The sequence below is a fragment of the Pseudomonas sp. NPDC087358 genome (assembly GCF_044900785.1).
Classification (GTDB): domain Bacteria; phylum Pseudomonadota; class Gammaproteobacteria; order Pseudomonadales; family Pseudomonadaceae; genus Aquipseudomonas.
The window spans coordinates 385,221-407,578 of record NZ_JBJDOA010000001.1 but is presented as its reverse complement, the minus strand read 5'-3'; the positions used below and the strand labels follow the sequence as shown (position 1 = coordinate 407,578).

Genomic DNA, 22,358 nt, shown 5'->3' with positions numbered 1-22,358 from the left:
GTTTGGTCAAACGCTGCAGGAGTGAACGTGCTCGCGATTGCTGTGTGTCAGCCGGTATCGCGATCTCAGCTCAGGCTCACATGCCGACTCAACAGCGCGCGCAATGCGGCGGGTTTCACCGGTTTGGCCAGGTACTCAAGCCCCGCCGCATGCACCTGCGCCACCAGTTCGGGTCGGCCGTCGGCGCTGATCAACACCCCTGGCACAGGCTCGCCCAGTTGCGTGCGCAGCCAGGCCATCAGTTCGGTGCCGGTTTCGCCGTGATCCAGGTGATAGTCCACCAGCGCCAGGTGCGGGCGAATGCCTTCGTCGAGCAGGGCCTGACACTCCTCGCGATTGCGCGCGGTCCAGACCTGACAGCCCCAGCGGCTGAGCAGGCTGTTCATGCCAATCAGAATGCTGTCCTCGTTATCAATGCACAGCACTTGAGTACCGTTGAGCGCCGTCCCTTTGGCTTGCGCAGGCACCGGCGGCGGCAGCGTTTGCGAACGGGCAAGCGGCACGGTGACGCTGAACACGCTGCCTTTGCCCGGCCATGAGCGTACCTGGAGGGTATGGCCCAGTACCCTGCACAGGCCATCGGCAATCGCCAACCCCAGCCCCAGGCCTTTTTCGGCGCGGGTCTGATGGCTGTCCAGGCGTTTGAATTCTTCGAAAATGACCTGGCGCTTGTCTTCCGGGATCCCCGGGCCACGGTCCCAGACCTCCAGGCTCAACTGCCCGCCCTTGCGTCGCACTCCTAGCAGAATCGGCCCCTTGGCGTAACGGAACGCATTGGTCAGGAAGTTCTGCAAAACCCGACGCAGCAACTTCACATCACTGGCCACGCGCAATCGGCTGCCGCGCATGCGGAAACTCAGGCCCTGCTCCTGCGCCAGTGCCTTGAACTCGGCGCCCAGGGTGTCGAACAGATTGCTCAAGGGAAACGGCGCGATGGTCGGGGTGAACTTGCCGTTTTCCAGGCGCGAAATATCCAGCAGATCGCTGATCAGGTCTTCCGCCGAACGCAACGAACTGTCCAGGTGCTGGATCAGTTTTTGCGCCTCGTCGGGAATGTTGTCGTCGACGTGGAGCAAGGCTGCCGAGAACAGTCGCGCCGCGTTCATCGGCTGCATCAGGTCATGGCTGACCGCTGCGAGGAAGCGGGTCTTGGATTGGTTGGCGGCTTCGGCGTGGGCCTTGGCTTCGGTCAGTGCCAGGTTCAGCTGCGACAACTCGCGGGTACGTTCGGCAACCCGCTGCTCCAGGCTTTCATTGACGCCCTTGAGCGCCTGCTCGGCCTCGCGGAAGGCGGTGATGTCGGTGAAGCTCATGACGAATCCGCCACCCGGCATCGGGTTGCCGATCAGCTCGATCACCTGGCCATTGGGAAACAGCCGCTCGGAGGTGTGTGCACGTCCCTGGCGCATCCAGTGCAGGCGTCGGGCGACATGCACTTGCGCTTCCCCAGGCCCCAGCAGGCCGCGTTCGGCGTTGTAGCGAATGATGTCGGCAATCGGGCGGCCGACGCTGATCAGCCCGTCCGGGTAGTCGAACAACTCCAGATAACGGTCATTCCAGGCCACCAGTTTCAACGACTGGTCGACCACGCTGATGCCCTGGGTGATGTTCTCGATGGCGCCCTGCAACAACGCGCGGTTGAACTGCAGCACTTCGGAGGCTTCATCGGCGATCCGCACCACATCCTCAAGCTGCATGTCGCGACCTTCGATGGCCGCCTTGACCACTGCGCGGGTCGAAGAGGTGCCGAGTACGCCGGTCAGCAGGCGCTCGGTGTGGGCGATCCACTCGCCATCGGCATTCTGGTTCGGATTGAAACCCTTGCCCTGGCGATAGGCGAAGCGGATGAAGCTCTGCTGGGCGCGCTCCTCGCCGACAAAACGCGCCGAGAGCTTGAGCAAGTCTTCGATCTGCACCGCCAGCAACGACCGGTTATTGGGCCGCGCCTGCAACTCCTGACCGATGAAACGCCCAGCCTGCCAGTGTTCCGAGACCCGGGTACGCGACAGCACCGAGACCCAGGCGAACAGGATGAAATTGCCGGCCATCGACAGCACCACGCCTTGGGTCAGCGGGCTGATCGGCAGGTTCAGCGGATTGCCGTGCAGCCAGGCCAGCAGCGGAAAGCTGCTCAGCGCCCAGCCCATGCTGTGAGCGGTCAGCGGCAGCACCAGGGTGTAGAACCAGATGAACACGCCGGCGGCCAGACCGGCGAACACACCGCGACGATTGGCCTGTTTCCAATACAACGCGCCGATCATGGCCGGCGTCAGCTGGGTGATGGCGGCGAAGGCAATCTGGCCGATGGTGGCCAGGCTCGCCGTCGAACCAAGCAATCGGTAGCTGACATAAGCCAGCAGCAGAATGACCACGATGCTGACCCTGCGCACCGAGAGCATCCAGTAGCGGAACACCTCGAACGGTCGCTCGGCGGTTTTGCGCCGCAGCAGCCACGGCAGCAGCATGTCGTTGGAGACCATGGTCGACAGGGCGACGCTGGCGACGATGACCATGCCGGTGGCCGCCGAAGCACCACCGATGAAGGCCAGCAAAGCCAGTGCTGGATGGGCATGGGCCAGCGGTACGCTGATCACGAACGAGTCCGGCAATACCGAGCCTGGCAGCAGCATCTGGCCGGCCAGGGCGATCGGCACCACGAACAGCCCGGCCAGCAGCAGGTAGGTCGGAAACACCCATTTGGCCAGGCGCAGATCCTGCGGCTCGATGTTCTCCACCACGGTCACGTGAAATTGCCGGGGCAGACACACGATCGCCATCATCGCGACGCCGGTCTGCACCACCATCGACGGCCAGTTGATCGTCTCCTTCCAGTACTCCTCAAGGCGCGGCGCGAGCATCGCCTGATTGAACAGATCATCGACCCCGTCGTACAGACCGAAGGTCACGAACACGCCCACGGCCATGAACGCGAACAGCTTGACCAGCGCCTCGAAAGCGATCGCCAGCACCATGCCGCGGTGGTGCTCGGTGGCGTCCAGGTTGCGGGTACCGAAGACGATGGTGAACAGTGCGAGCACCAGCGACACGATCAGCGCAGTGTCCTGGGCACGGGTGCCAGCGGCGTCGGCACCGGCACCGATGAGAATGTTCACCCCCAGCACGATGCCCTTGAGCTGCAGGGCGATGTAGGGCAGCACGCCGATCAGGCAGATCAGCGCCACGACGACCGCCAGCGACTGCGATTTGCCATAGCGCGCGGCGATGAAGTCGGCGATGGAGGTGATGTTCTCCTGCTTGCTGATGAGCACCATTTTCTGCAGCACCCAAGGCGCCAGCACCATCATCACGATGGGCCCCAGATAGATCGGCAGGAACGACCAGAGCTGTTCAGCGGCCTGACCCACTGCGCCAAAGAATGTCCAGCTGGTGCAGTAGACCGCCAGCGACAGGCTGTACACCCATGCGCGCAATCGAGGCGGCAGGGCGCCACGCCGACGATCGCCATAAAAGGCGATGGCGAACATGATGGCCATATAGGCCAGGGCGACGGCAGCGATCAGTCCGCTGGACAGCGACATGGAAACTCCAGACTCAAGCAGGCAACGATTGGGGTGGCGATCCGTTGCAGGTGGAACAGTCTCGCACGGCCAATGGCGTTCGTCTGTTTCGACCAAGGTCTGAGCGGCGTGGTGTCGCAGGTCTATCGGTCGACGAACAACCTGTAGGAATGAGCTTGCTCGCGAAAGTGGTGTTACATCCGCTACATTTTTCGCGGATGACAAATGGCAATCGCGAGCAAGCTCACGCCTACAGGGGACTGTCCATATCTGTTAAATCTATGACCCATAACGAAACTACCCGCTTAATAGATAACAGATCCCGCCGTAACATGGGGACCACCTCACACGAGGACAGGAGCGACCCCATGAGCCATGCCATTTTCATTCCCCGCAAACCGTTGAGCCAATTGAGCCATCCGCGCGAAGTCATTCGTCAATTCACGCCCAACTGGTTTGCCGCGACCATGGGCACGGGCATTCTGTCCGCCGTGCTGACACAACTGCCGATGCCCATCCCCGGCCTGTTTCGGTTGGCCGAAGGGTTGTGGATGCTGAACATCGTCATGTTCCTGACTTTCAGTTTTCTGTATGCCGCGCGTTGGGTGATGTTCTTCGATGAAGCGCGGCGGGTGTTTGGCCATTCAACCGTGTCGATGTTCTTCGGCACCATTCCCATGGGCCTGGCGACCCTCATCAACGGCCTGCTCACGTTCGGCCTGCCGCGCTGGGGCGATGCCGTGCTGCCACTGGCCGAAGCCTTATGGTGGCTGGATGTGGCAATGGCGCTGGCGTGCGGCGTGCTGATCCCGTTCATGATGTTCACCCGCCAGGAACATCGCATCGACCAGATGACCGCCGTGTGGCTGCTGCCTGTCGTGGCGGCGGAAGTGGCGGCGGTCAGCGGCGGGCTGCTGGCGCCACACCTGGCCGACAGCCACAGCCAGTTCGCTGTGCTCATCACAAGCTACGTGCTGTGGGCGCTGTCGGTGCCGGTGGCGTTCAGCATCCTGACCATCCTGTTGCTGCGCATGGCGTTGCACAAACTGCCCCACGAAAGCATGGCTGCGTCGAGCTGGCTGGCGCTCGGGCCGATCAGCACCGGTGCGTTCGGCCTGATGGTGCTGGGCGCCGATTCACCTGCCATTTTTGCCGCCAATGGTTTGCCAGGTGTCGGTGAGATCGCCTCGGGCCTGGGCCTGATCGTCGGCTTGCTGCTCTGGGGCGTCGGCGTGTGGTGGCTGCTGATGGCGGTGCTGATCACTGCGCGTTATCTGCGCAACGGCATCCCGTTCAATCTGGGCTGGTGGGGCTTCACCTTCCCCCTGGGCGTGTTTGCCCTGACCACACTCAAGCTTGGGGCGGTGCTGCACCTGGGTTTCTTTGAGGTATCGGGCAGCCTGCTGGTGGCGGGTCTTGCGGCGCTGTGGCTGGTGATCATGAAACGCACGGTGGTGGGGGCTTACAAAGGTGATCTGTTCGTTTCGCCGTGCATTGCGGGGTTGAAGCGTTGATCGATGGGTGAGGTTAGAAATTCCCTGTAGCAGTCCGGCTTGCCGGCGGTAGCGATTTGACGTCCGCCACCGCCGGCAAGCCGTGCTGCTACAGGGGATCCAGATCGGCCTGCAAGATCTTCAACGCCGCAAACCTGGCGCACACGTTCGCCACGAAATGATCGACAGATGCCCGTTCAACGTCTTCAATGTGGCTCGGATCGCACACCGGTCTTCCAATCTCAAAGCCGGTACCGGCGCTATTCAGGATGAAGAGGGATGAGTCAGTCGCAGTTCAGTCTGTTGGGCAAGCGGCGTTTCCTGCCGTTTTTCGTGACCCAGTCCCTCGGGGCTTTCAACGACAACATCTTCAAGCAATCGCTGATCCTGGCCATTCTGTACAAGCTGGCTATCGAGGGTGATCGCTCGATCTACGTCAACCTGTGCGCGTTGCTGTTCATCCTGCCGTTCTTTCTGTTCTCGGCGCTGGCCGGGCAGTTCGGCGAGAAGTATCCCAAAGACCGGCTGATCCGCATGATCAAGGTGCTGGAGATCGGCATCATGCTGGTCGGCGCGACGGGGTTTATGTTCAATCACCTGTCGTTGATGCTGGCCGCGCTGTTCGCCATGGGCACGCATTCGGCGCTGTTCGGGCCGGTGAAATACTCGATCCTGCCGCAGCATCTGCACGAAAACGAACTGGTGGGCGGCAACGGCCTGGTTGAGATGGGCACCTTTCTGGCGATCCTGGCCGGCACTATCGGCGCCGGGATCATGATGTCGGCGACCCACTACGCACCGATCGTGTCCACCGCCATGGTGCTGGTGGCGTGCCTGGGGTATCTGGCCAGCCGTGGCATTCCTCCGGCTGCGGCGGCCAGCCCGCAACTGCGCCTGAACTGGAACATCTTCAGCGAATCCTGGGCCACCCTGAAACTGGGCCTGGGCCAGACCAAGGCAGTGTCGCGCTCGATTGTCGGCAACTCGTGGTTCTGGTTCGTCGGCGCGATCTACCTGACGCAGATTCCGGCCTATGCCAAGGAGTTTCTGTACGGCGACGAAACCGTGGTCACCCTGATCCTCACCGTGTTCTCCATCGGCATCGCCGCAGGCTCCATGCTCTGCGAGCGTCTTTCGGGGCGCAAGGTGGAGATCGGCCTGGTGCCGTTCGGCTCCATGGGGCTGACCGTGTTCGGCCTGTTGCTGTGGTGGCACTCGGGCGATTTCCCGCAAAACGTGCAGGCCAACAACTGGCTGGCGATATTGGGCTATGCCAAGGCCTGGTGGGTGCTGCTGGATATCCTCGGCATCGGCGTGTTCGGCGGTTTTTATATCGTGCCGCTGTACGCACTGATCCAGTCGCGCACGGCGGAGAAAGAACGCTCCCGGGTGATCGCCTCCAACAACATTCTCAATGCGCTGTTCATGGTGGTCTCGGCGATCGTGTCGATCATCTTCCTCAGCGTTGTGAAGTTGTCGATCCCGCAATTGTTCCTGGTGGTGTCGCTGATGAACATCGCGGTCAACACCTACATCTTCAAGATCGTCCCGGAATTCACCATGCGTTTCATGATCTGGCTGCTCAGCCATTCCATGTACCGCGTTGAGCATCGCGATCTTGAGCAGATTCCTGACGAAGGTGCGGCGTTGCTGGTCTGCAATCATGTGTCGTTTGTCGACGCGCTGCTGATCGCCGGTTCCGTGCGCAGGCCGATCCGCTTCGTCATGTACTACAAGATCTTCAACCTGCCGGTGCTCAACTTCATCTTCCGCACCGCAGGGGCGATCCCGATTGCCGGCCGCGGTGAAGACCTGTTGATTTACGATCAGGCGTTCAAGCGCATTGCCGAGTATCTGAATGATGGCGAGCTGGTGTGCATCTTCCCGGAAGGCAAGCTGACCACCACGGGGGAAATCGACGAATTCAAAGGCGGCATGACTCGCGTGCTGGAGCACACCGACGTGCCGGTGATCCCGCTGGCATTGCAAGGGTTGTGGGGCAGCTTCTTCAGCCGCGATCCGGACAAGGGCGTGTTTCGCAGGTTGTGGTCGAAGGTGACGTTGGTGGCAGGGCCAGTGATCGCGCCAGGAGAGTCAGCACCGGCATTGGTGCGTGAGAGGGTGGCGGAGTTGCGTGGGGGAGTGCGATAACCGATGTGCCGCCTTCGCGAGCAAGCTCACTCCTACAGGTTTTGTAGCGAATACAAAACCTGATTCTGGCCGAAGGCCGTGGGAGCGAGCTTGCTCGCGAAAGGATTTCAGCCAACCACCGGCTTGTCTTGCGTGACCACTGCATCCGGCTGCATCTTCCTGAAGTACGTCGACAGCAACGCCCCGGAGATGTTGTGCCAGACGCTGAACAGCGCGCTGGGCACCGCCGCCAGTGGCGAGAAGTGGGCGCTGGCCAGGGCCGCGCCCAGCCCTGAGTTCTGCATGCCGACTTCCAGTGACAGCGACTTGCGCTGGGCCAATGGCAGCTTGAACAGCTTGCCGGTGAAGTAACCCAGCAGAAAGCCGAAGCTGTTGTGCAGGATGACCACGGCCATGATCAGCAGGCCCGACTCAGCGATTTTGGCCTGACTGGCCGCCACCACCGCACAGACGATCATCACGATGCTGACCACCGAGATCAGCGGCAGGACGTCCACGGCAAATTGCACCCGAGCCCCGAGCAGGCGTTGCGCGACGACGCCCAGCACGATGGGCAGCATCACCAGTTGCAGGATCGACCAGAACATCTCCATGAAGGACACCGGCAACCAGGCCGACGCCAACAGCCAGATCAGCGCCGGGGTCAGCAGCGGGGCGAGCAGGGTGGTGACGGCGGCGATGGCCACCGACAGCGCCAGATCGCCCTTGGCGAGCCAAGTCATCACATTGGATGAAGTGCCGCTTGGGCAGCAACCGACCAGGATCACGCCGACGGCGATTTCCGCTGGCAGGTGAAACAACTGGCACAGCAACCAGGCCACGCCGGGCATGATCACGAAATGCGCAACCACGCCCAGGGCCACGCGCCACGGATGACGCACGACTTCGGAAAAATCGTCGAGCTTGAGGGTCAGGCCCATGCCGAACATGACCAGGCCCAGCAGCGGCACGATCAGGGTCTTCAGGCCAATGAACCAGGTCGGGAACAGGAACGCCAATACGGCGAACAGCAGCACCCAGTACGCGAAGGTATTACCGACAAAACGACTCAATGCAGCCAGGGCACGCATGACTTGCTCCTTTTATTGTTTTGCTGAACGGTTAACGGGCTTATCGAATGAAAGCCCGGCGGACCTCGAACCTGTAGCAGTCCGGCCGGACTGCTACAGGTCTTGTAGCCAGACAGATTTGCGTTCGGGCTCAGATCCCTTGCGGAATCTCTTCACCGCCCAGGGCGTCGAACAGCTGCGGCAGGAACTCGCCGAAGGTCAGCATCATCAGGGTGAAGCTGGCGTCCTGCTGGCCCAGCGCATCGTCGCCGCCATCCTGCTCGGCTTGATCTTGCAGCAGGTCTTCGAACTTCAGGCGCTTGACCCCCAGTTTGTCGTCGAGCACGAACGACAGCTTGTCTTGCCAGGCCAGCGACAGTTGCGTGACGACTTTGCCGGTGCTCAGGTGCAGCTGGATTTCGTCGCTGGTCAGGTCCTGACGCTTGCATTTGACGATGCCGCCGTCTTCGTGGGTGTCGCGCAGTTCGCATTCGTCGAGAACGAAGAAGCTCTCGGCGGTCTGGCCAGTCTTGACCCACTCGGTCATGACGGCGGTCGGCGCGGTTTTCACGGTCACCGGACGCACTGGCAGCGAACCGACTACTTCACGCAGGGTGGACAGCAGGTCTTCGGCGCGTTTCGGGCTGGAGGCGTTGACCACGATGACGCCTTGCTTGGGCGCGATGGCGGCAAAGGTCATGGAGCGACGGATGAACGCGCGTGGCAGGAACGCCTGGATGATTTCATCCTTGAGCTGGTCGCGTTCCTTCTTATAGACCTTGCGCATCTGCTCGGTCTCGATCTCTTCTATCTTCTCTTTAAGTGCGTCGTTGACCACGCTGCCCGGCAGGATACGTTCTTCCTTGCGCGCCGAGACCAGCATGAAGTCACCACTGACATGCACCAGCGGAGCGTCTTCGCCCTTGCCGAACGGGGCGATGAAACCGTAAGTGGTCAACTCCTGGCTGGCACATGCACGTGCAGGCTTGGTCGCCAATGCGGTTTCCAGCGCCTCGGCGTCAAATGGCAGGTCCTGGGTCAGGCGATAGACAAGCAGGTTTTTGAACCACATGGGGTACATCTCTCCTTTATACAAAGGGGGGCATTATTCGCTGCCGCGACCCTGCGGCCAACCCTGATGTAACCCTTTGGCAGGATTATAAAAATTATTTAAAAAAGTGCTTGCCAGAGTTTTGATCGCTCCGTAGAATGCGCGCCACACCGAAGCGAAGGGTGATTAGCTCAGCTGGGAGAGCGTCTGCCTTACAAGCAGAATGTCGGCGGTTCGATCCCGTCATCACCCACCATTCGTTTCAAGTGTTACGCGCAGCGGTAGTTCAGTCGGTTAGAATACCGGCCTGTCACGCCGGGGGTCGCGGGTTCGAGTCCCGTCCGCTGCGCCATATTGAGTTACGAGGCCCTTGAACTCCTCGTAACGACAGAGAAAGCGACCTTAGGGTCGCTTTTTTTGTGCCTGGGATTTGGCTATGGGCAGCCCCCTGTAGGAGTGAGCTTGCTCGCGATGACGGTGTGTCAGGCCATCCTGATGTATCAGACAAACCGCAATCGCGAGCAAGCTCCTCCTACAAGATCTGGGTCAAGACTGACTCACCCCACATCAATCTCCACCACATCCCCCGTCAGCCGCACCGGCCAGGTGCGCAGGCGCAAGGCCGGGTCCTCAAGGCAAGTGCCATCTTCCAGCCGGTAATGCTGCTTATATAGAGGCGAGGCGATTACCAGATCCCCGGCAAGGCTGCCGATCAAGCCGCGTCCGATCACATTGACGCCCGACACCGGGTCGCGATTGTCCACGGCAAACAGTTGGGGGGTGCCGCTGATCGAGGCCACATAGAACAGTGCCACCTGGGTGTTGCCCACCAGCGCCACCACGCCGGAGTTGAGCACCAGGTCCTGGCGCGCGCACACCGCGCGCCAGGCTTGGGTGTGCGATGCCTCCATCATCACTGCATTGGCCTGGCTCATCGTGCGATCTCCCGGGTAGCAATCAGATTGAGTTCATGGGCCCGCGCCGGGCGGCGCTGGCTGCGTTCCTTGACGAAATGAATGTCCGGGTCGGCGCCCTTGTCGTTGACGAAGGTGCGAAAGCGCTTGAGCTTTTCCGGGCTCTTCAGGGCGTTGGCCCATTCGCATTCATAACGGTCGACCACCAGTTGCATCTGTGCCTCCAGTTCCGCGGCCAGTCCCAGGCTGTCGTCGATGACCACCGCCTTGAGGTAATCCAGGCCGCCTTCCAGCGACTCGCGCCAGACCGAGGTGCGTTGCAGCTTGTCGGCGGTGCGGATGTAAAGCATCAGCACCCGGTCGATGTAGCGAATCAGCGTCTGGTCATCCAGATCGGTGGCGAATAATTCGGCGTGGCGCGGACGCATGCCGCCATTGCCGCACACATACAGGTTCCAGCCGTTCTCGGTGGCGATCACGCCGATGTCCTTGCTCTGCGCCTCGGCGCATTCACGGGTGCAACCGGAAACCGCGAATTTGAGCTTGTGCGGCGAACGCAAGCCCTTGTAGCGATCCTCGATGTTGAGCGCCATCTGCACGCTGTCCTGCACGCCATAACGACACCAGGTACTGCCGACGCAGGATTTCACCGTGCGCGTCGACTTGCCGTAGGCGTGGCCGGTCTCGAACCCGGCGGCGATCAATTCGGCCCAGATATCCGGCAGTTCATGCAACTGCGCGCCGAACAGGTCGATGCGCTGGCCACCGGTGATCTTGGTGTACAAATCGTATTTCTTGGCCACTGCACCGATGGCGATCAGGCCGTCCGGAGTGATTTCCCCTGCCGGGATTCTCGGCACGATCGAATAGGTGCCGTTCTTCTGCATGTTGGCCATGAAGGTGTCGTTGGTGTCCTGCAGCGGTACCAGCGATGGGTCCATGATCGGCTTGTTCCAGCATGACGCAAGGATCGAGCCGACAACCGGTTTGCAGATATCGCAGCCGATGTGGCCCTTGCCGTGGCGCGCCAGCATGTCTTCGAAGCTTTCGATCTGCTCTACCCGGGCAAAGGCGTATAGCTCCTGGCGGGTGAAGGCGAAGTGCTCGCACAGGCTCTTGTCCACCGCCACGCCACGGGCGGTCAGTTCGTGCTCGAACACGCTTTTGAGCAGCGCCGAGCAGCCTCCGCAACCTGTTGCTGCCTTGGTGCAAGCCTTGATACCGGCCAGGTCCGTGCAGCCGCCGTCGATGGCCGAACAGATCGCCCCTTTGTTGACGTTGTGGCAGGAACAGATAGTCGCGCTGGCGGGCAGGGCGTCGGCGCCCAGGGTGGGCGCACCTTCGTTGTGGGGCAGGATCAGGCTCGACGGATCGGCGGGCAGCGCGATGCCGTTCTGCGCGTATTGCAGCAGGGTGTCGTAGTAGCTGTTGTCGCCGACCAGCACCGCACCGAGCACCTGTTTGCCGTCGGCGGAGACCACCAGGCGCCGGTAGCTGCCGCTGGCTTCATCGATGAACCGGTAGCTGCGTGCGCCCGTCAGTGCGCCGTGGGCATCGCCGATGGAGCCAACATCCACACCCAGCAGTTTGAGTTTGGTCGACATGTCGGCGCCGAAGAACGGCTCGACGTCCAGCTCGCACAACTGCGCGGCGACGTTGCGCGCCATCTGGTAACCCGGTGCGACCAGCCCGAAGACGCTGCCGTTCCAGGCCGCGCATTCGCCAATGGCGAAGATCTCGGCATCGCTGGTGCGGCAATGTTCGTCAATGGCGATGCCGCCGCGAGGGCCCAGCTCAAGCTCGCACTGGCGGGCGAGGGCGTCTTGCGGGCGGATGCCAGCGGAAAACACGATCAGGTCGGTTTCGAGAAAATCGTCACCGGCAAAATTCATCCGATAGCGGTACTGCTCGCCCTGAGTGATCGACTGGGTGGCGCGGGACAGATGCACGCCGACGCCCAGGGCCTCGATGCGCGCCTTCAATGCGGCGCCGCCGTGATCGTCCAGCTGGACCGGCATCAGGCGCGGGGCGAATTCCACCACGTGAGCCTCAAGGCCCAATGATTTAAGGGCGTTTGCCGCTTCAAGTCCCAGCAGCCCGCCGCCGACCACCACGCCGCGGGTTGCCTTGCTGGCCGCAGCGCGGATGCTGTCCAGGTCGTCCAGCGTGCGGTAGACCAGCCGCGAGTGGCCTTCGGCACCCTCGATGGGCGGCACGAACGGATAGGAACCGGTGGCCAGCACCAGCTTGTCGTAGGCAAAGCAGCCGCTGGCGGTGATGACCTGGCGACCGGCCCGGTCGATCTGCAACACTGGCACGCCCAGGTGCAGGGTCAGGCCGGCCTGCTCATATAAAGCGGCATCACTCAAGGCCAGCGACTCGGCATCGCGCCCGCCGAAGTATTCGGACAGATGCACACGGTCATAGGCGCGCTGACCTTCCTCACCGAACACATGAATGCGATAACGCTCAAGCGCACCGGCAGCGATCAGTTGCTCGACACAGTGGTGACCGACCATACCGTTGCCAACGACGATCAGTGTCTGCACATCGTTACACGGGGCAAATGTGGTGTTCATATCGAGTCCCTGGCAAAGCCAATCAGGTTTTTTGAAAGCAAAAAAAAGGCGCCCGGAACCTTTCGGTTCCAGGCGCCTTTGCCTGTTCTTTTATGGGTTGCCACTCGACCACACTGTCGGCACAACCTGCTGAGCCCGTTGCCATGTGCGGCGGTCGATCATCGTTGACCGGCCAGGGCTGCCAACCGTGGATTCAGGCTGACTTGACAGGGATCAAGCAATGGCTGTGCCAGCGCTGTTATTGCCCGATGAAGATTGCCGTCGGCGCCTGGTTCAGCTCTTGATTCTGCCCGGAGGGCGTAGGAGGCCAGCTTGCTGACGATCTGGTGCGAAGCAGCAGCAAATCAAACCCTTGGGCTGCATCAGACACACCGCATTCACCGGGTTTGTGGCCGGTCCCCGGCAGATCGTTGGCAAGTCAGCCTCCCACGCCCTTCGGGCAGAAGCGGATTCGCGTCTCTCTTCAACGGCACACAAACAGTGCGATTTACTTGCACTCGCCCCAACCTGTAGCAGCCAGACTTGCCGGCGGTCGCCGTGTCAAATCCGCCCTGAGCGGCGGGGGGGACCGCTATCCGGCCTGTCTATAATGCTGGCCTGTTGTTTGCAAAGGTCAGCTCAAAGGCAGTCAACGCCGATTGCCATCTTCACGACAAAGGCGCCGTGTGCTCCCCGTTATTCGAACGGAGGAGAACAGGGCGTCTTTTTTTTGGCTTCGGGAAATGGTCATGGCGAGCAGCAGCGTAAAGAGTGTGTGTCCTTATTGTGGTGTGGGCTGCGGCATTGTCATGCAGGTCGAAAACAACCGCGTGATCAAGGTCAGCGGTGACAAGGCCCATCCCTCCAACCTCGGCCGCCTGTGCACCAAGGGCACCACCTGCGGCCAGGCCATCGCCGACTCGGGACGCATGCAGTCGGCCTACCTGCGGCACCAGCGCAATCAGGACCCGGTGCGCAGCGACATGGATGCCGCCATCGGCGAAACCGCCCGGCGTCTGCGCGAAATCCTCGAGCGTGACGGCCCCGATGCATTGGCCTTTTATGTGTCCGGGCAGATGTCGCTCGAAGCGCAGTACCTGGCGAACAAGCTGGCCAAGGGTTTTGTGCGCACCCACAACATCGAATCCAACTCGCGGCTGTGCATGGCCAGCGCAGGCAGCGGCTACAAGTTGTCGCTCGGTTGTGATGGCCCGCCGGGGTCCTATGACGATTTCGACAAGGCGGATCTGTTTTTCGTGATTGGCGCCAACATGGCCGACTGTCACCCGATCCTGTTCCTGCGCATGATGGACCGGGTCAAGGCCGGGGCGAAGTTGATCGTTGTCGATCCGAGGCGCAGTGCCACGGCGGACAAGGCCAGTGTGTTTCTGCAGATTAGGCCCGGTACCGATCTGGCGCTGCTCAACGGCCTGTTGCACCTGTTGCTGGAAAACGGCGACACCGACGCTGACTTCATTGCCTCGTTCACCCAGGGCTGGGAGGCGATGCCTGATTTTCTCGCGCATTACACACCGCAGAATGTTGCGCGGATCACCGGCCTCGCCGAAGCCGACATCCGCCAGGCGGCGCAGATGATCGGCCAGGCGCCGGAGTGGATGAGTTGCTGGACCATGGGCCTGAACCAGAGCACCCATGGCACCTGGAACACCAATGCGCTGTGCAACTTGCATCTGGCCACGGGCGCGATTTGTCGTCCAGGCAGCGGGCCGTTTTCCCTCACGGGTCAGCCCAATGCCATGGGCGGTCGGGAAATGGGCTACATGGGCCCCGGACTTCCCGGACAGCGCTCAGTACTCGTCGAAGCCGATCGCAGCTTCATAGAGCAGCTGTGGGCCATTCCCCAAGGCAGCCTGCGGCAAACGGTCGGCGGCGGCACCATCGACCTGTTCAAGCAGATGCGTGACGGCGCGATCAAGGCCTGCTGGATCATCTGCACCAACCCTGTGGCCAGTGTCGCCAACCGCGCCACGGTGATCCAGGCATTGCAAACCGCTGAACTGGTGATCACCCAGGATGCGTTTCTCGACACCGAGACCAATCGCTACGCCGACATCCTCCTGCCCGGCGCGCTGTGGGCCGAGGCCGAGGGGGTGATGATCAATTCCGAGCGCAACCTGAACCTCACGCAAAAGGCCGTCGATGCGCCCGGCGCCGCGTTGCCGGACTGGCAGATCATCGCCCGCGTCGCCTGTGAAATGGGCTTTGCCGATGGCTTCACCTATGCATCGGCCGAAGAGGTCTTCGAGGAAATCAAACAGGCCTGCAATCCCGGCACCGGTTACGACATTCGCGGCGCCAGCTACGCGCGGTTACGTGAGCAGTCGCTGCAATGGCCCTGTGCGCCCGACGATAGCGGCACGCGAAACCCGATCCGCTATCGCAACGATGGCGTCAGTCAGGCGCTGCGTCTGGATGATCAGGGGCAGCCTGCGGCGATCGTGTTTCCCACCGACAACGGCAGGGCGGTGTTTCTGGCACGTGCGCACATGCTCCCGGCCGAGATGCCCACTGATGACTTTCCCATGGTGCTCAACACCGGCCGTTTGCAGCACCAGTGGCATACGCTGACCAAGACCGGCAAGGTCCCGACCCTGAACAGGCTCAATCCGGGACCCTTCGTTGAAATCCACCCGGATGACGCGGCGGCGTTGAACATCCGCGACAAGGACACCGTGCAGATCCGTTCGGCCAGAGGCCAGGCGCTGCTGCCTGCTGTAGTGACTGACAGGGTGCGGCCGGGCAATTGCTTTGCGCCGTTTCACTGGAGCGATGTGTACGGCGAGCAACTGGCGATCAACGCACTGACCAGCGACGCCATTGACCCGATATCCCTGCAGCCGGAATTCAAATTCTGCGCGGTGGCCTTGCGCAAGGTCGAGTTGATCGGACATCGCTTTCTTGACCTGCCGCACACCCATGAACAGCCGCTGGATGAGCCGCAAAGCGAGCCGTTGCTGACCCTGCTCTGGGCCTCGCAGACGGGAAATGCCGAATTCCTGGCCAAGCGTTTTGGCGGACATTTGCGCAGCGCCGGCGTTGCGGTGAACGTGGCGGCAATGGACAGTTTTCCGATCGAGCGATTGAGCCAGGTCGGCAATCTGGCGCTGATCAGCAGTACCTTTGGCGACGGCGACTCGCCTGATAACGGGCAGCGGTTCTGGCAGGGGTTAAGCGCGCAACAGGCGCGTCTGGAGTCACTGCGCTATGCCGTGCTGGCGCTGGGCGATCGCAGCTACGAACGCTTCTGTCAGCATGGCAAGAACCTGGATCAGCGCCTGTTGATGCTCGGGGCCTCGGCGCTGATCCCCCGTGTCGATTGCGATGGCGATTTCCAGGTGCATGCCGATGGCTGGTTCAAGGCATTGAAAAAGGCCTTGGCGCTGGATATTCCGGATGGCCCTTGGGCCCACGACACTATCGATAATCAGCCCACTCGCACGCGACCCCATGGCGCCCGGCTATCGATCAATCGTCGATTGAACGGGGAGGGCGCAGCCAAGGACACGCGCCAGTTTGCATTGGCCCTGGGCGACTCGGGCATGCAGTACCAGGCGGGCGATGCGCTGGGGGTGTGGCCGCGCAATTGCGCGCAACTGGTCGATGAGCTGATCAGCCTGACGCAGCTCAATGCCGAGCAGCCGGTAAGCACTGCCGCAACCGGCGAAGTGTCTTTGCGCCATGCCTTGAGCGAGGGCTTCGAAATCGCCCGCCCTAACGCGCAGGTGCTGCGTTTCATCGCCGAGCGCAGCGCCGGCAGCGAGCTGAAAACCCTGCTCAGCGAACCCTTCAAAAGTGAGCTGAAGGATTGGCTGTGGGGCCGGCAGCTGGCGGATGTGTTGCGCGAATTTCCGCTGACTTGCTCGGCGCAGCAGTTGCTGGACAATCTCACGCCGCTGCAGCCGCGCCTGTATTCGATTGCCTCCAGTGCCAAGGCGCATCCTGATGAGGTGCACCTGACGGTGTCGGCGGTCCGCTATGGCAAGCGCAAGGGGGTGTCATCGACCTTTCTCGCCGATCGTGCCGATGACTGCCAAGTACCGATCTTCCTGCAACCGACCCGGGATTTCCGCCCGCCGGCCGACGGCGACGTGCCGATGATCATGATCGGTCCGGGCACCGGTGTTGCGCCGTTTCGCGCTTTCCTTCAAGAGCGGCGCATGCGTGGTGATCGCGGGCGCAACTGGCTGTTCTTCGGCGAGCAGCATGCGGCCACGGATTTCTACTACCGTGAGGAGCTGCAAGGCATGCACCGCGATGGTTTGTTGACCCATCTGAGCCTGGCGTTTTCCCGCGATCAGGCAGAGAAGATCTACGTTCAGCATCGCGTCCGCCAGCAAGGTGCCCAGTTGTGGCGATGGCTGCAGGAGGGCGCGCAGATCTATATCTGCGGTGACGCGGCGTGCATGGCCAGGGATGTCGACCAGGCGTTGCGCCAGGTGATCGCCGAGCAGGGTGGCCTGAGCGAAGAGGACGCGGCGGAGTACCTGCGTTCTTTGAGCGAGCACAAGCGCTACCTGCGGGATGTGTATTGAATGACCGCTGCACCTGTAGCAGTGAGCTTGCTCGCGACAGCGTTCTGATCACCGTCGTGCGGAGTCTGACCGGCAGGATCGCGAGCAAGCTCACTCCTGCAGTGGATCGACGATCAGGGGATTTTCTTGCGAGCGCCTGAACCAAAACTGAACGGCTTTCTCGATCAAACAAGAAAACCTTTGGATACCTGAACTTATCTGCCTTTTCCCCCTCTCATGCCGGTAGCCATTGATCGCGGCGGCCTGATAAGCTCGCGGCTTTACTCGTTTGCCCTATTGGCGCATGAACAAGGAAACAGGATGAAACAGCATCGGTTGGCAGCGGCGATTGCCCTGGTCGGTCTGGTACTCGCGGGCTGCGACAAGCAAGCCAGCACCGTTGAGCTGAAGACCCCGGCACAAAAAGCCTCTTACGGCATTGGCCTGAACATGGGCAAGAGCCTGGCTCAGGAAGGCATGGACGATCTGGATTCCAAAGCCGTAGCGCTGGGTATCGAAGACGCCGTCGGCAAGAAAGAACAGAAGCTCAAGGACGATGAGCTGGTAGCCGCCTTCGGCGAGCTGCAAAAACGTGCCGAAACGCGCATGGCCAAGATGAGCGAAGAGTCGGCAGCCGCTGGCAAGAAATTCCTCGAAGAAAACGGCAAGCGCAAGGAAGTCACCACCACCGCTTCGGGCCTGCAATACGAAATCGTCAAGAAGGCTGATGGTCCGGTACCCAAGCCGACTGACGTCGTGACCGTTCACTACGAAGGCAAGCTGACTGACGGCAAGGTCTTCGACAGCTCGGTCGAACGCGGCAGCCCGATTGACCTGCCGGTCAGCGGTGTGATCCCTGGCTGGGTCGAAGGCCTGCAACTGATGCACGTCGGCGAGAAGGTCAAACTCTACATTCCTAGCGAACTGGCCTACGGCGCCCAGAGCCCTAGCCCGATGATCCCGGCCAACTCGGTACTGGTGTTCGATCTGGAACTGCTGGCCATCAAGGACCCTGCAGCCGCAGGCGCCAACGATGCAGCCGCAGGCGCGGACGAAGAAGAAGAGACTGCACCGGCAGACGAACCTGCCAAACCAGCAGCCAAGAAGTAATCGATACATCGATTGCTGATTGAACAAAAAATGCCCCGTCTTGACGGGGCATTTTCATTTTTGTCGAAAACCGATCGAACCGGGCAGAGCAGCTGTAGTCCCAATACCGTCAGCTAATTGGGCAAATGTCGGGAATTGTCGGACGATGCCCATCGCCGGGAATGACCCGTGAGTAGCCTCGCGGTGGCTGCAAGTCAACGATTCTTTGCGTTTATTTATGTGAGTAAAAAACGCGCGATTTAAGCCAAGCCCCTATAGAACGGGCGTTCCAGCGCCGAAAAGCGGCTCTGTTCACAAGGTTATCCACAATTTGTGTGGATAACATTTCGTGGCTGATGGCTTGCCGTTGATACACGGGGCCTTCCCGCAGTGGCGATTGACCATTTGGTCGATTTTTATCGATATCGCTGGAGTGAATATGAAAGCCCCCTGGAACTTCATTCGTTATCTCCCCATGGCCAAACGGCTGATGGCAGCCGGTCGTCTGCCTGCCTTGCTGTTCGCGGTGGCCGGCAAGGCCGCCAGCGAAGGCAATCGCCTGGGCAAGCTCAAGGAAGACCTCAAGCTGTTGCAGGCGTTGTGCCTGGCGTACTGGCGTGGCGAATACCGGGCCATCAGTGGCAAGGCGATCCTGTCGGTGGTGGCGGGACTGATGTATTTCCTCAGCCCCCTGGATGCCATTCCCGACTGGATACCGGGGCTGGGCATGCTCGATGACATCGCGGTACTGGCCTTCGTCATGAAAAACCTCGAATCCGAGCTCAATGCCTTCAAAGAATGGCGGGCACGACAGAAGCCGGAAAAACTGGCCGTGGTAGAACGCTTGCCTGCCACGCCCAAGTTGCTTGAGCAAGAGAAGAAAGACTGAAGCGCACGGTAATTCCTGACGCGCCGACCTGAAGAGGTCGGCGCGCTGCTACCTGTCGCATTCCGGCGTGCCAGCGGTGTTGGCCTGAGCTCGCCCTTCCCGGACAATCGCCTACCTCCACGACCCGGCCAGGCTGCCAGGCAAGTCGCTCTGCCGACCCGATAAAACCATCACGCCTATCCCGCGCTGCAATCGGCCCGAAAATCCCGCCTTTGTGTGCCAAGCGCTGCAAATCCCCCGGAAAAAAGTCGCTCCTGAGAAAGGTCTGTCGATTAGGTGCACGCAAGTGCAACCCATCCGCTGTTAAGATGCCGCAAACATAAAGAAAAAAAGACTACTCGAAACAGTATTTCGTCCTACAGGGGGTGGTATGGATCTTCAGGTTATTTCCCGCGATGGAGAGCCAGAATACGCAGTGCTGCCATGGGCGCAGTATCAGGCGCTGTTGCATGCCGCCGGCGTTTCCGGCCCGCAGAGCGCCGCGCCCGTGGCTCAGGCTGCCGATCCTGAAAATGATGCTTCTGCCGATTGGCCATCGTTCGATCAACTGGGGCCGTTGCGCCAGGCCAAGGGCCTGGAAGCTGCCAGGTTGGCGCGTGCTGTCGGCATCAGCCCGTCCTACCTTGAGATGATCGAAAACGGCAGCCGCCAGCCCGACGCCGCCATACGACGAAGCCTGGCCTGGGAGCTGGGTGTACCTGGCTGGCGAGGTGAGCCATGAGCGTGCGGATCAGCCGTCAGCACTGGGAAGCGCTGTTGGCTGAACTGGATCTGGCCCGCCGGCAACGCCATCTGGTGACCTACCGCGCGCTGCTTGAACGCTTGCAGCTGCCTAGCCCGGCCATGCAGACCCTGACCGCCGCACTCGAACACCTGGCCGCCATTGACGCGCGCGCCGAACAACCGCTGCGCAGTTCTCTGGTCATCAGCCAGGGCGCCAGTCGCCTGCCACGCACCGGCTTCTTCGAATGCGCCGAACGCCTGGGTCGTTTCTCGGGGCCATCCGATGGCATCGCTGCGGCCTCATGGCATGCCTCGGAAGTGGTGCGCGTGTTCGAATTCGACTATCCGCAAGAGGCGAAGCCGGAGTAGGGCACCCGTTCGCCAGGCTTTTGATTCTGGCCGCAGCCCGGGGGAGCCAGGCTTGCCGGCGATCTGCCGGGCACCGGCAGCTAAGCCTGCGAACGCGGTGCCTCTGTTGCCGCCCAGGCAGGCGGTTTTACTACTGCTGCGCAGCACATCGTCAGCAAGCTGTACGCCCACGGTCTTCGGCCAGAATCAACAGCGTATCGATCACATGCACGCTCGCGCCGGTGACTTCCTTGGCGTGGTGCTTGGCCTGTGAGGCCAGCTCCGCCAGCTGGCTGGCGTCCAGCGTGCTGCACACTTGCGGGTGCAGGTGCACCACACCGACCGAGAGCGACAGCAGTGCGAATTCCTGTCGTTGCCCCTGGCGGTTGAGGGCGACAAAACAACCGGCCTCCAGATGCTCGGCCCGGTAGAACCGTCGGCATTGATTCTGGAAGTCCTCCAGCAGCATGTTCAGGCGTTTGCGCCAGTCTTCGGAGCCCAGCACCATCAGGAAATCATCACCCCCGATGTGGCCGACGAAGTCGCGGCTTGGATCGATGCGGTCATTCAGGCATTGCGCCAGACACAGCAGCACCTCGTCACCACGGCCATAGCCATAGATGTCGTTAAAGGGCTTGAAGCTGTCGATATCGACGTAGCAGATCATCGACTCGCGGCCCTGTTGCAGCAGGCGGGTCAGGCATTGCTGGATCGGTACGTTGCCTGGCAGCAAGGTCAGCGGGTTGGCGTAGCGCGCCTGCTGGATCTTGAGTTCGGTGATCAGCTTGAGCACATCGATGACCCGGCCCAACCCCAGGTAGGCGCCGTTGTTCATGATGATGAAATCTTCTTCGATCCGCTGCCGGGCACGACTGGTGATCAGCCGGCTGACCTGTTGCAGGGACTGGCTCAATTCGACGGCCAGGAAGTCATCGCTCATCAACCGGCTGATCGGTTTGCGTGCGTAGATTTCAGTGGCGAAGGGTTGCAGCAGCACGTCCGACAGTGAATGCCGGTGGACGATGCCGACCGGCTGCTGCTGTTCATCGAGCACCGCCACCGAGTTGAGATTGGCCTGCTTGCGAAACGCCTCGAGCACGGTCGCGGTCGGCGTGGTCTGCAGCACCGCGGGCTGCGAGTTGAGCAGCGCGCTCAGGTCACTGCCTTCTTCGTTGAGTGCCAGCGCGCCGGGATCGATCTTCGGCAACAGCGTGCGCGCGTCCCGGGGCGGGTTTTCCTGTGGGCGACACAGCAGATAGCCCTGAACCAGCTCGACGCCCATGTCGATCAGCACCGCCAGTTCTTCCTGCAGCTCGATACCTTCGGCGATCACCAGCGCACGCGAGGCCTTGGCCATCTGCAGCATGGAGCCGACGAACTCTCGCTTGACCGCATCCTGGTGAATGCCGTCGATGAAGTGCCGGTCGATCTTCACGTAGTCCGGACGCAGCTCTGACCACAGGCGCAGGCTGGAATAACCGGCACCCAGATCATCCAGGGCAATGGAGAAACCCATGTCGCGATAGTGATAGAGCGCGTTGTAGAGCAGCTCGAAATCGTCTGTGGGTGTCTGTTCGGTCAGCTCGATGACCACCTGGCTTGGCGGGATGCCATAGCGCTGCAGCAGCTGCAAAGTGCGCCCCGGCGGATGCGAGGGTTCGAGCAGGGATTCGGGCGAGATGTTGAGGAACAGCTTGCCTTCCAGTTTCTGTTGGCTGAAACGCCGGCACGCCGATTCGCGGCAGGCCAGTTCCAGTTCGCTCAGGCGGCCAGCCTGACGTGCCACCGCAAACAGGCTGACGGGGGAGTGCAGTGCGCTGTTGGATGGGCCGCGGGTCAGGGCTTCGTAACCCAGAATGCGGCGATCCGACAGCGACACAATCGGTTGGAACAGGCTGTGCAAGTCGCGGTGAGTCAGGATTGCACTCAAGGCGCTCAGCTGTTCAGTCACGGTCATGGCAATCTCGGGGCAAGAAAAAAGGGGCTCGACGCTTTGGCGCCGAGCCCCTGTATTTCACGACAGATTCATGACTATTTGATGAC

13 protein-coding genes and 2 tRNA genes are annotated in these 22,358 nt (G+C 61.2%); 9 read left to right on the top strand and 6 right to left on the bottom strand.

Going from position 1 to position 22,358, the window contains the following annotated elements; genetic code table 11:
• Nucleotides 1-65 precede the first annotated feature (65 nt).
• Nucleotides 66-3,539: a NahK/ErcS family hybrid sensor histidine kinase/response regulator gene (locus ACI2KS_RS01770; protein WP_404616676.1), complete on the bottom strand. Its 3,474-nt coding sequence runs from the start codon at nucleotides 3,537-3,539 to the stop codon at nucleotides 66-68.
• Between the two features lie 347 nt (nucleotides 3,540-3,886).
• On the opposite strand from ACI2KS_RS01770, the gene ACI2KS_RS01765 reads away from it, so the two are divergent.
• Nucleotides 3,887-5,032, top strand: coding sequence for a TDT family transporter (locus tag ACI2KS_RS01765; RefSeq protein WP_404616675.1), 1,146 nt, complete (start codon nucleotides 3,887-3,889; stop codon nucleotides 5,030-5,032).
• 258 nt (nucleotides 5,033-5,290) lie between these two features.
• Complete coding sequence (locus ACI2KS_RS01760) at nucleotides 5,291-7,162, top strand: MFS transporter (protein WP_404616674.1); 1,872 nt, start codon at nucleotides 5,291-5,293, stop codon at nucleotides 7,160-7,162.
• Nucleotides 7,163-7,269: 107 nt separating this feature from the next.
• Here ACI2KS_RS01760 and ACI2KS_RS01755 read toward each other — a convergent pair whose 3' ends face one another.
• Nucleotides 7,270-8,232 (bottom strand): bile acid:sodium symporter family protein, encoded by a 963-nt coding sequence (locus tag ACI2KS_RS01755; RefSeq protein WP_404616673.1) that lies wholly within the window; start codon nucleotides 8,230-8,232, stop codon nucleotides 7,270-7,272.
• 130 nt (nucleotides 8,233-8,362) lie between these two features.
• Nucleotides 8,363-9,283 carry a recombination-associated protein RdgC gene (rdgC, locus tag ACI2KS_RS01750; RefSeq protein WP_404616672.1) on the bottom strand — a complete coding sequence of 307 codons (921 nt, stop codon included), beginning with the start codon at nucleotides 9,281-9,283 and terminating at the stop codon, nucleotides 8,363-8,365.
• Nucleotides 9,284-9,442: 159 nt separating this feature from the next.
• On the opposite strand from rdgC, the gene ACI2KS_RS01745 reads away from it, so the two are divergent.
• Both ACI2KS_RS01745 and ACI2KS_RS01740 read left to right on the top strand, forming a co-directional pair.
• Nucleotides 9,443-9,518: transfer RNA gene (locus ACI2KS_RS01745), tRNA-Val, on the top strand.
• Nucleotides 9,519-9,537: 19 nt separating this feature from the next.
• A tRNA-Asp gene (locus tag ACI2KS_RS01740) sits at nucleotides 9,538-9,614 on the top strand.
• A gap of 205 nt (nucleotides 9,615-9,819) precedes the next feature.
• Here ACI2KS_RS01740 and nirD read toward each other — a convergent pair.
• Complete coding sequence (gene nirD / locus ACI2KS_RS01735; protein ID WP_404616671.1) at nucleotides 9,820-10,197, bottom strand: nitrite reductase small subunit NirD; 378 nt, start codon at nucleotides 10,195-10,197, stop codon at nucleotides 9,820-9,822.
• Nucleotides 10,194-12,755: a nitrite reductase large subunit NirB gene (gene nirB / locus ACI2KS_RS01730; RefSeq protein ID WP_404616670.1), complete on the bottom strand. Its 2,562-nt coding sequence runs from the start codon at nucleotides 12,753-12,755 to the stop codon at nucleotides 10,194-10,196. The genes nirD and nirB overlap by 4 nt, the downstream gene beginning before the upstream one ends.
• Nucleotides 12,756-13,483: 728 nt before the next feature.
• On the opposite strand from nirB, the gene ACI2KS_RS01725 reads away from it, so the two are divergent.
• The 5 genes from ACI2KS_RS01725 to ACI2KS_RS01705 all read left to right on the top strand — a co-directional run bounded on the left by ACI2KS_RS01725 (nucleotide 13,484) and on the right by ACI2KS_RS01705 (nucleotide 20,336).
• Nucleotides 13,484-17,287, top strand: a complete 3,804-nt coding sequence (locus ACI2KS_RS01725; protein WP_404616669.1) for a molybdopterin-dependent oxidoreductase — start codon at nucleotides 13,484-13,486, stop codon at nucleotides 17,285-17,287.
• A gap of 300 nt (nucleotides 17,288-17,587) precedes the next feature.
• Nucleotides 17,588-18,376 (top strand): FKBP-type peptidyl-prolyl cis-trans isomerase, encoded by a 789-nt coding sequence (locus tag ACI2KS_RS01720; protein WP_404616668.1) that lies wholly within the window; start codon nucleotides 17,588-17,590, stop codon nucleotides 18,374-18,376.
• Between the two features lie 418 nt (nucleotides 18,377-18,794).
• Nucleotides 18,795-19,244, top strand: coding sequence for a YkvA family protein (locus ACI2KS_RS01715; protein ID WP_404616667.1), 450 nt, complete (start codon nucleotides 18,795-18,797; stop codon nucleotides 19,242-19,244).
• A 370-nt stretch (nucleotides 19,245-19,614) separates the two neighbouring features.
• Entirely contained in the window at nucleotides 19,615-19,965 is a 351-nt protein-coding gene (locus tag ACI2KS_RS01710; protein ID WP_404616666.1) for a helix-turn-helix domain-containing protein, read from the top strand.
• Complete coding sequence (locus tag ACI2KS_RS01705) at nucleotides 19,962-20,336, top strand: hypothetical protein (RefSeq protein WP_404616665.1); 375 nt, start codon at nucleotides 19,962-19,964, stop codon at nucleotides 20,334-20,336. Before ACI2KS_RS01710 ends, ACI2KS_RS01705 begins: the two co-directional genes overlap by 4 nt.
• Before the next feature lie 151 nt (nucleotides 20,337-20,487).
• On the opposite strand, the gene ACI2KS_RS01700 is transcribed toward ACI2KS_RS01705, so the two are convergent.
• Complete coding sequence (locus tag ACI2KS_RS01700; protein WP_404616664.1) at nucleotides 20,488-22,272, bottom strand: bifunctional diguanylate cyclase/phosphodiesterase; 1,785 nt, start codon at nucleotides 22,270-22,272, stop codon at nucleotides 20,488-20,490.
• Nucleotides 22,273-22,358: the final 86 nt, after the last annotated feature.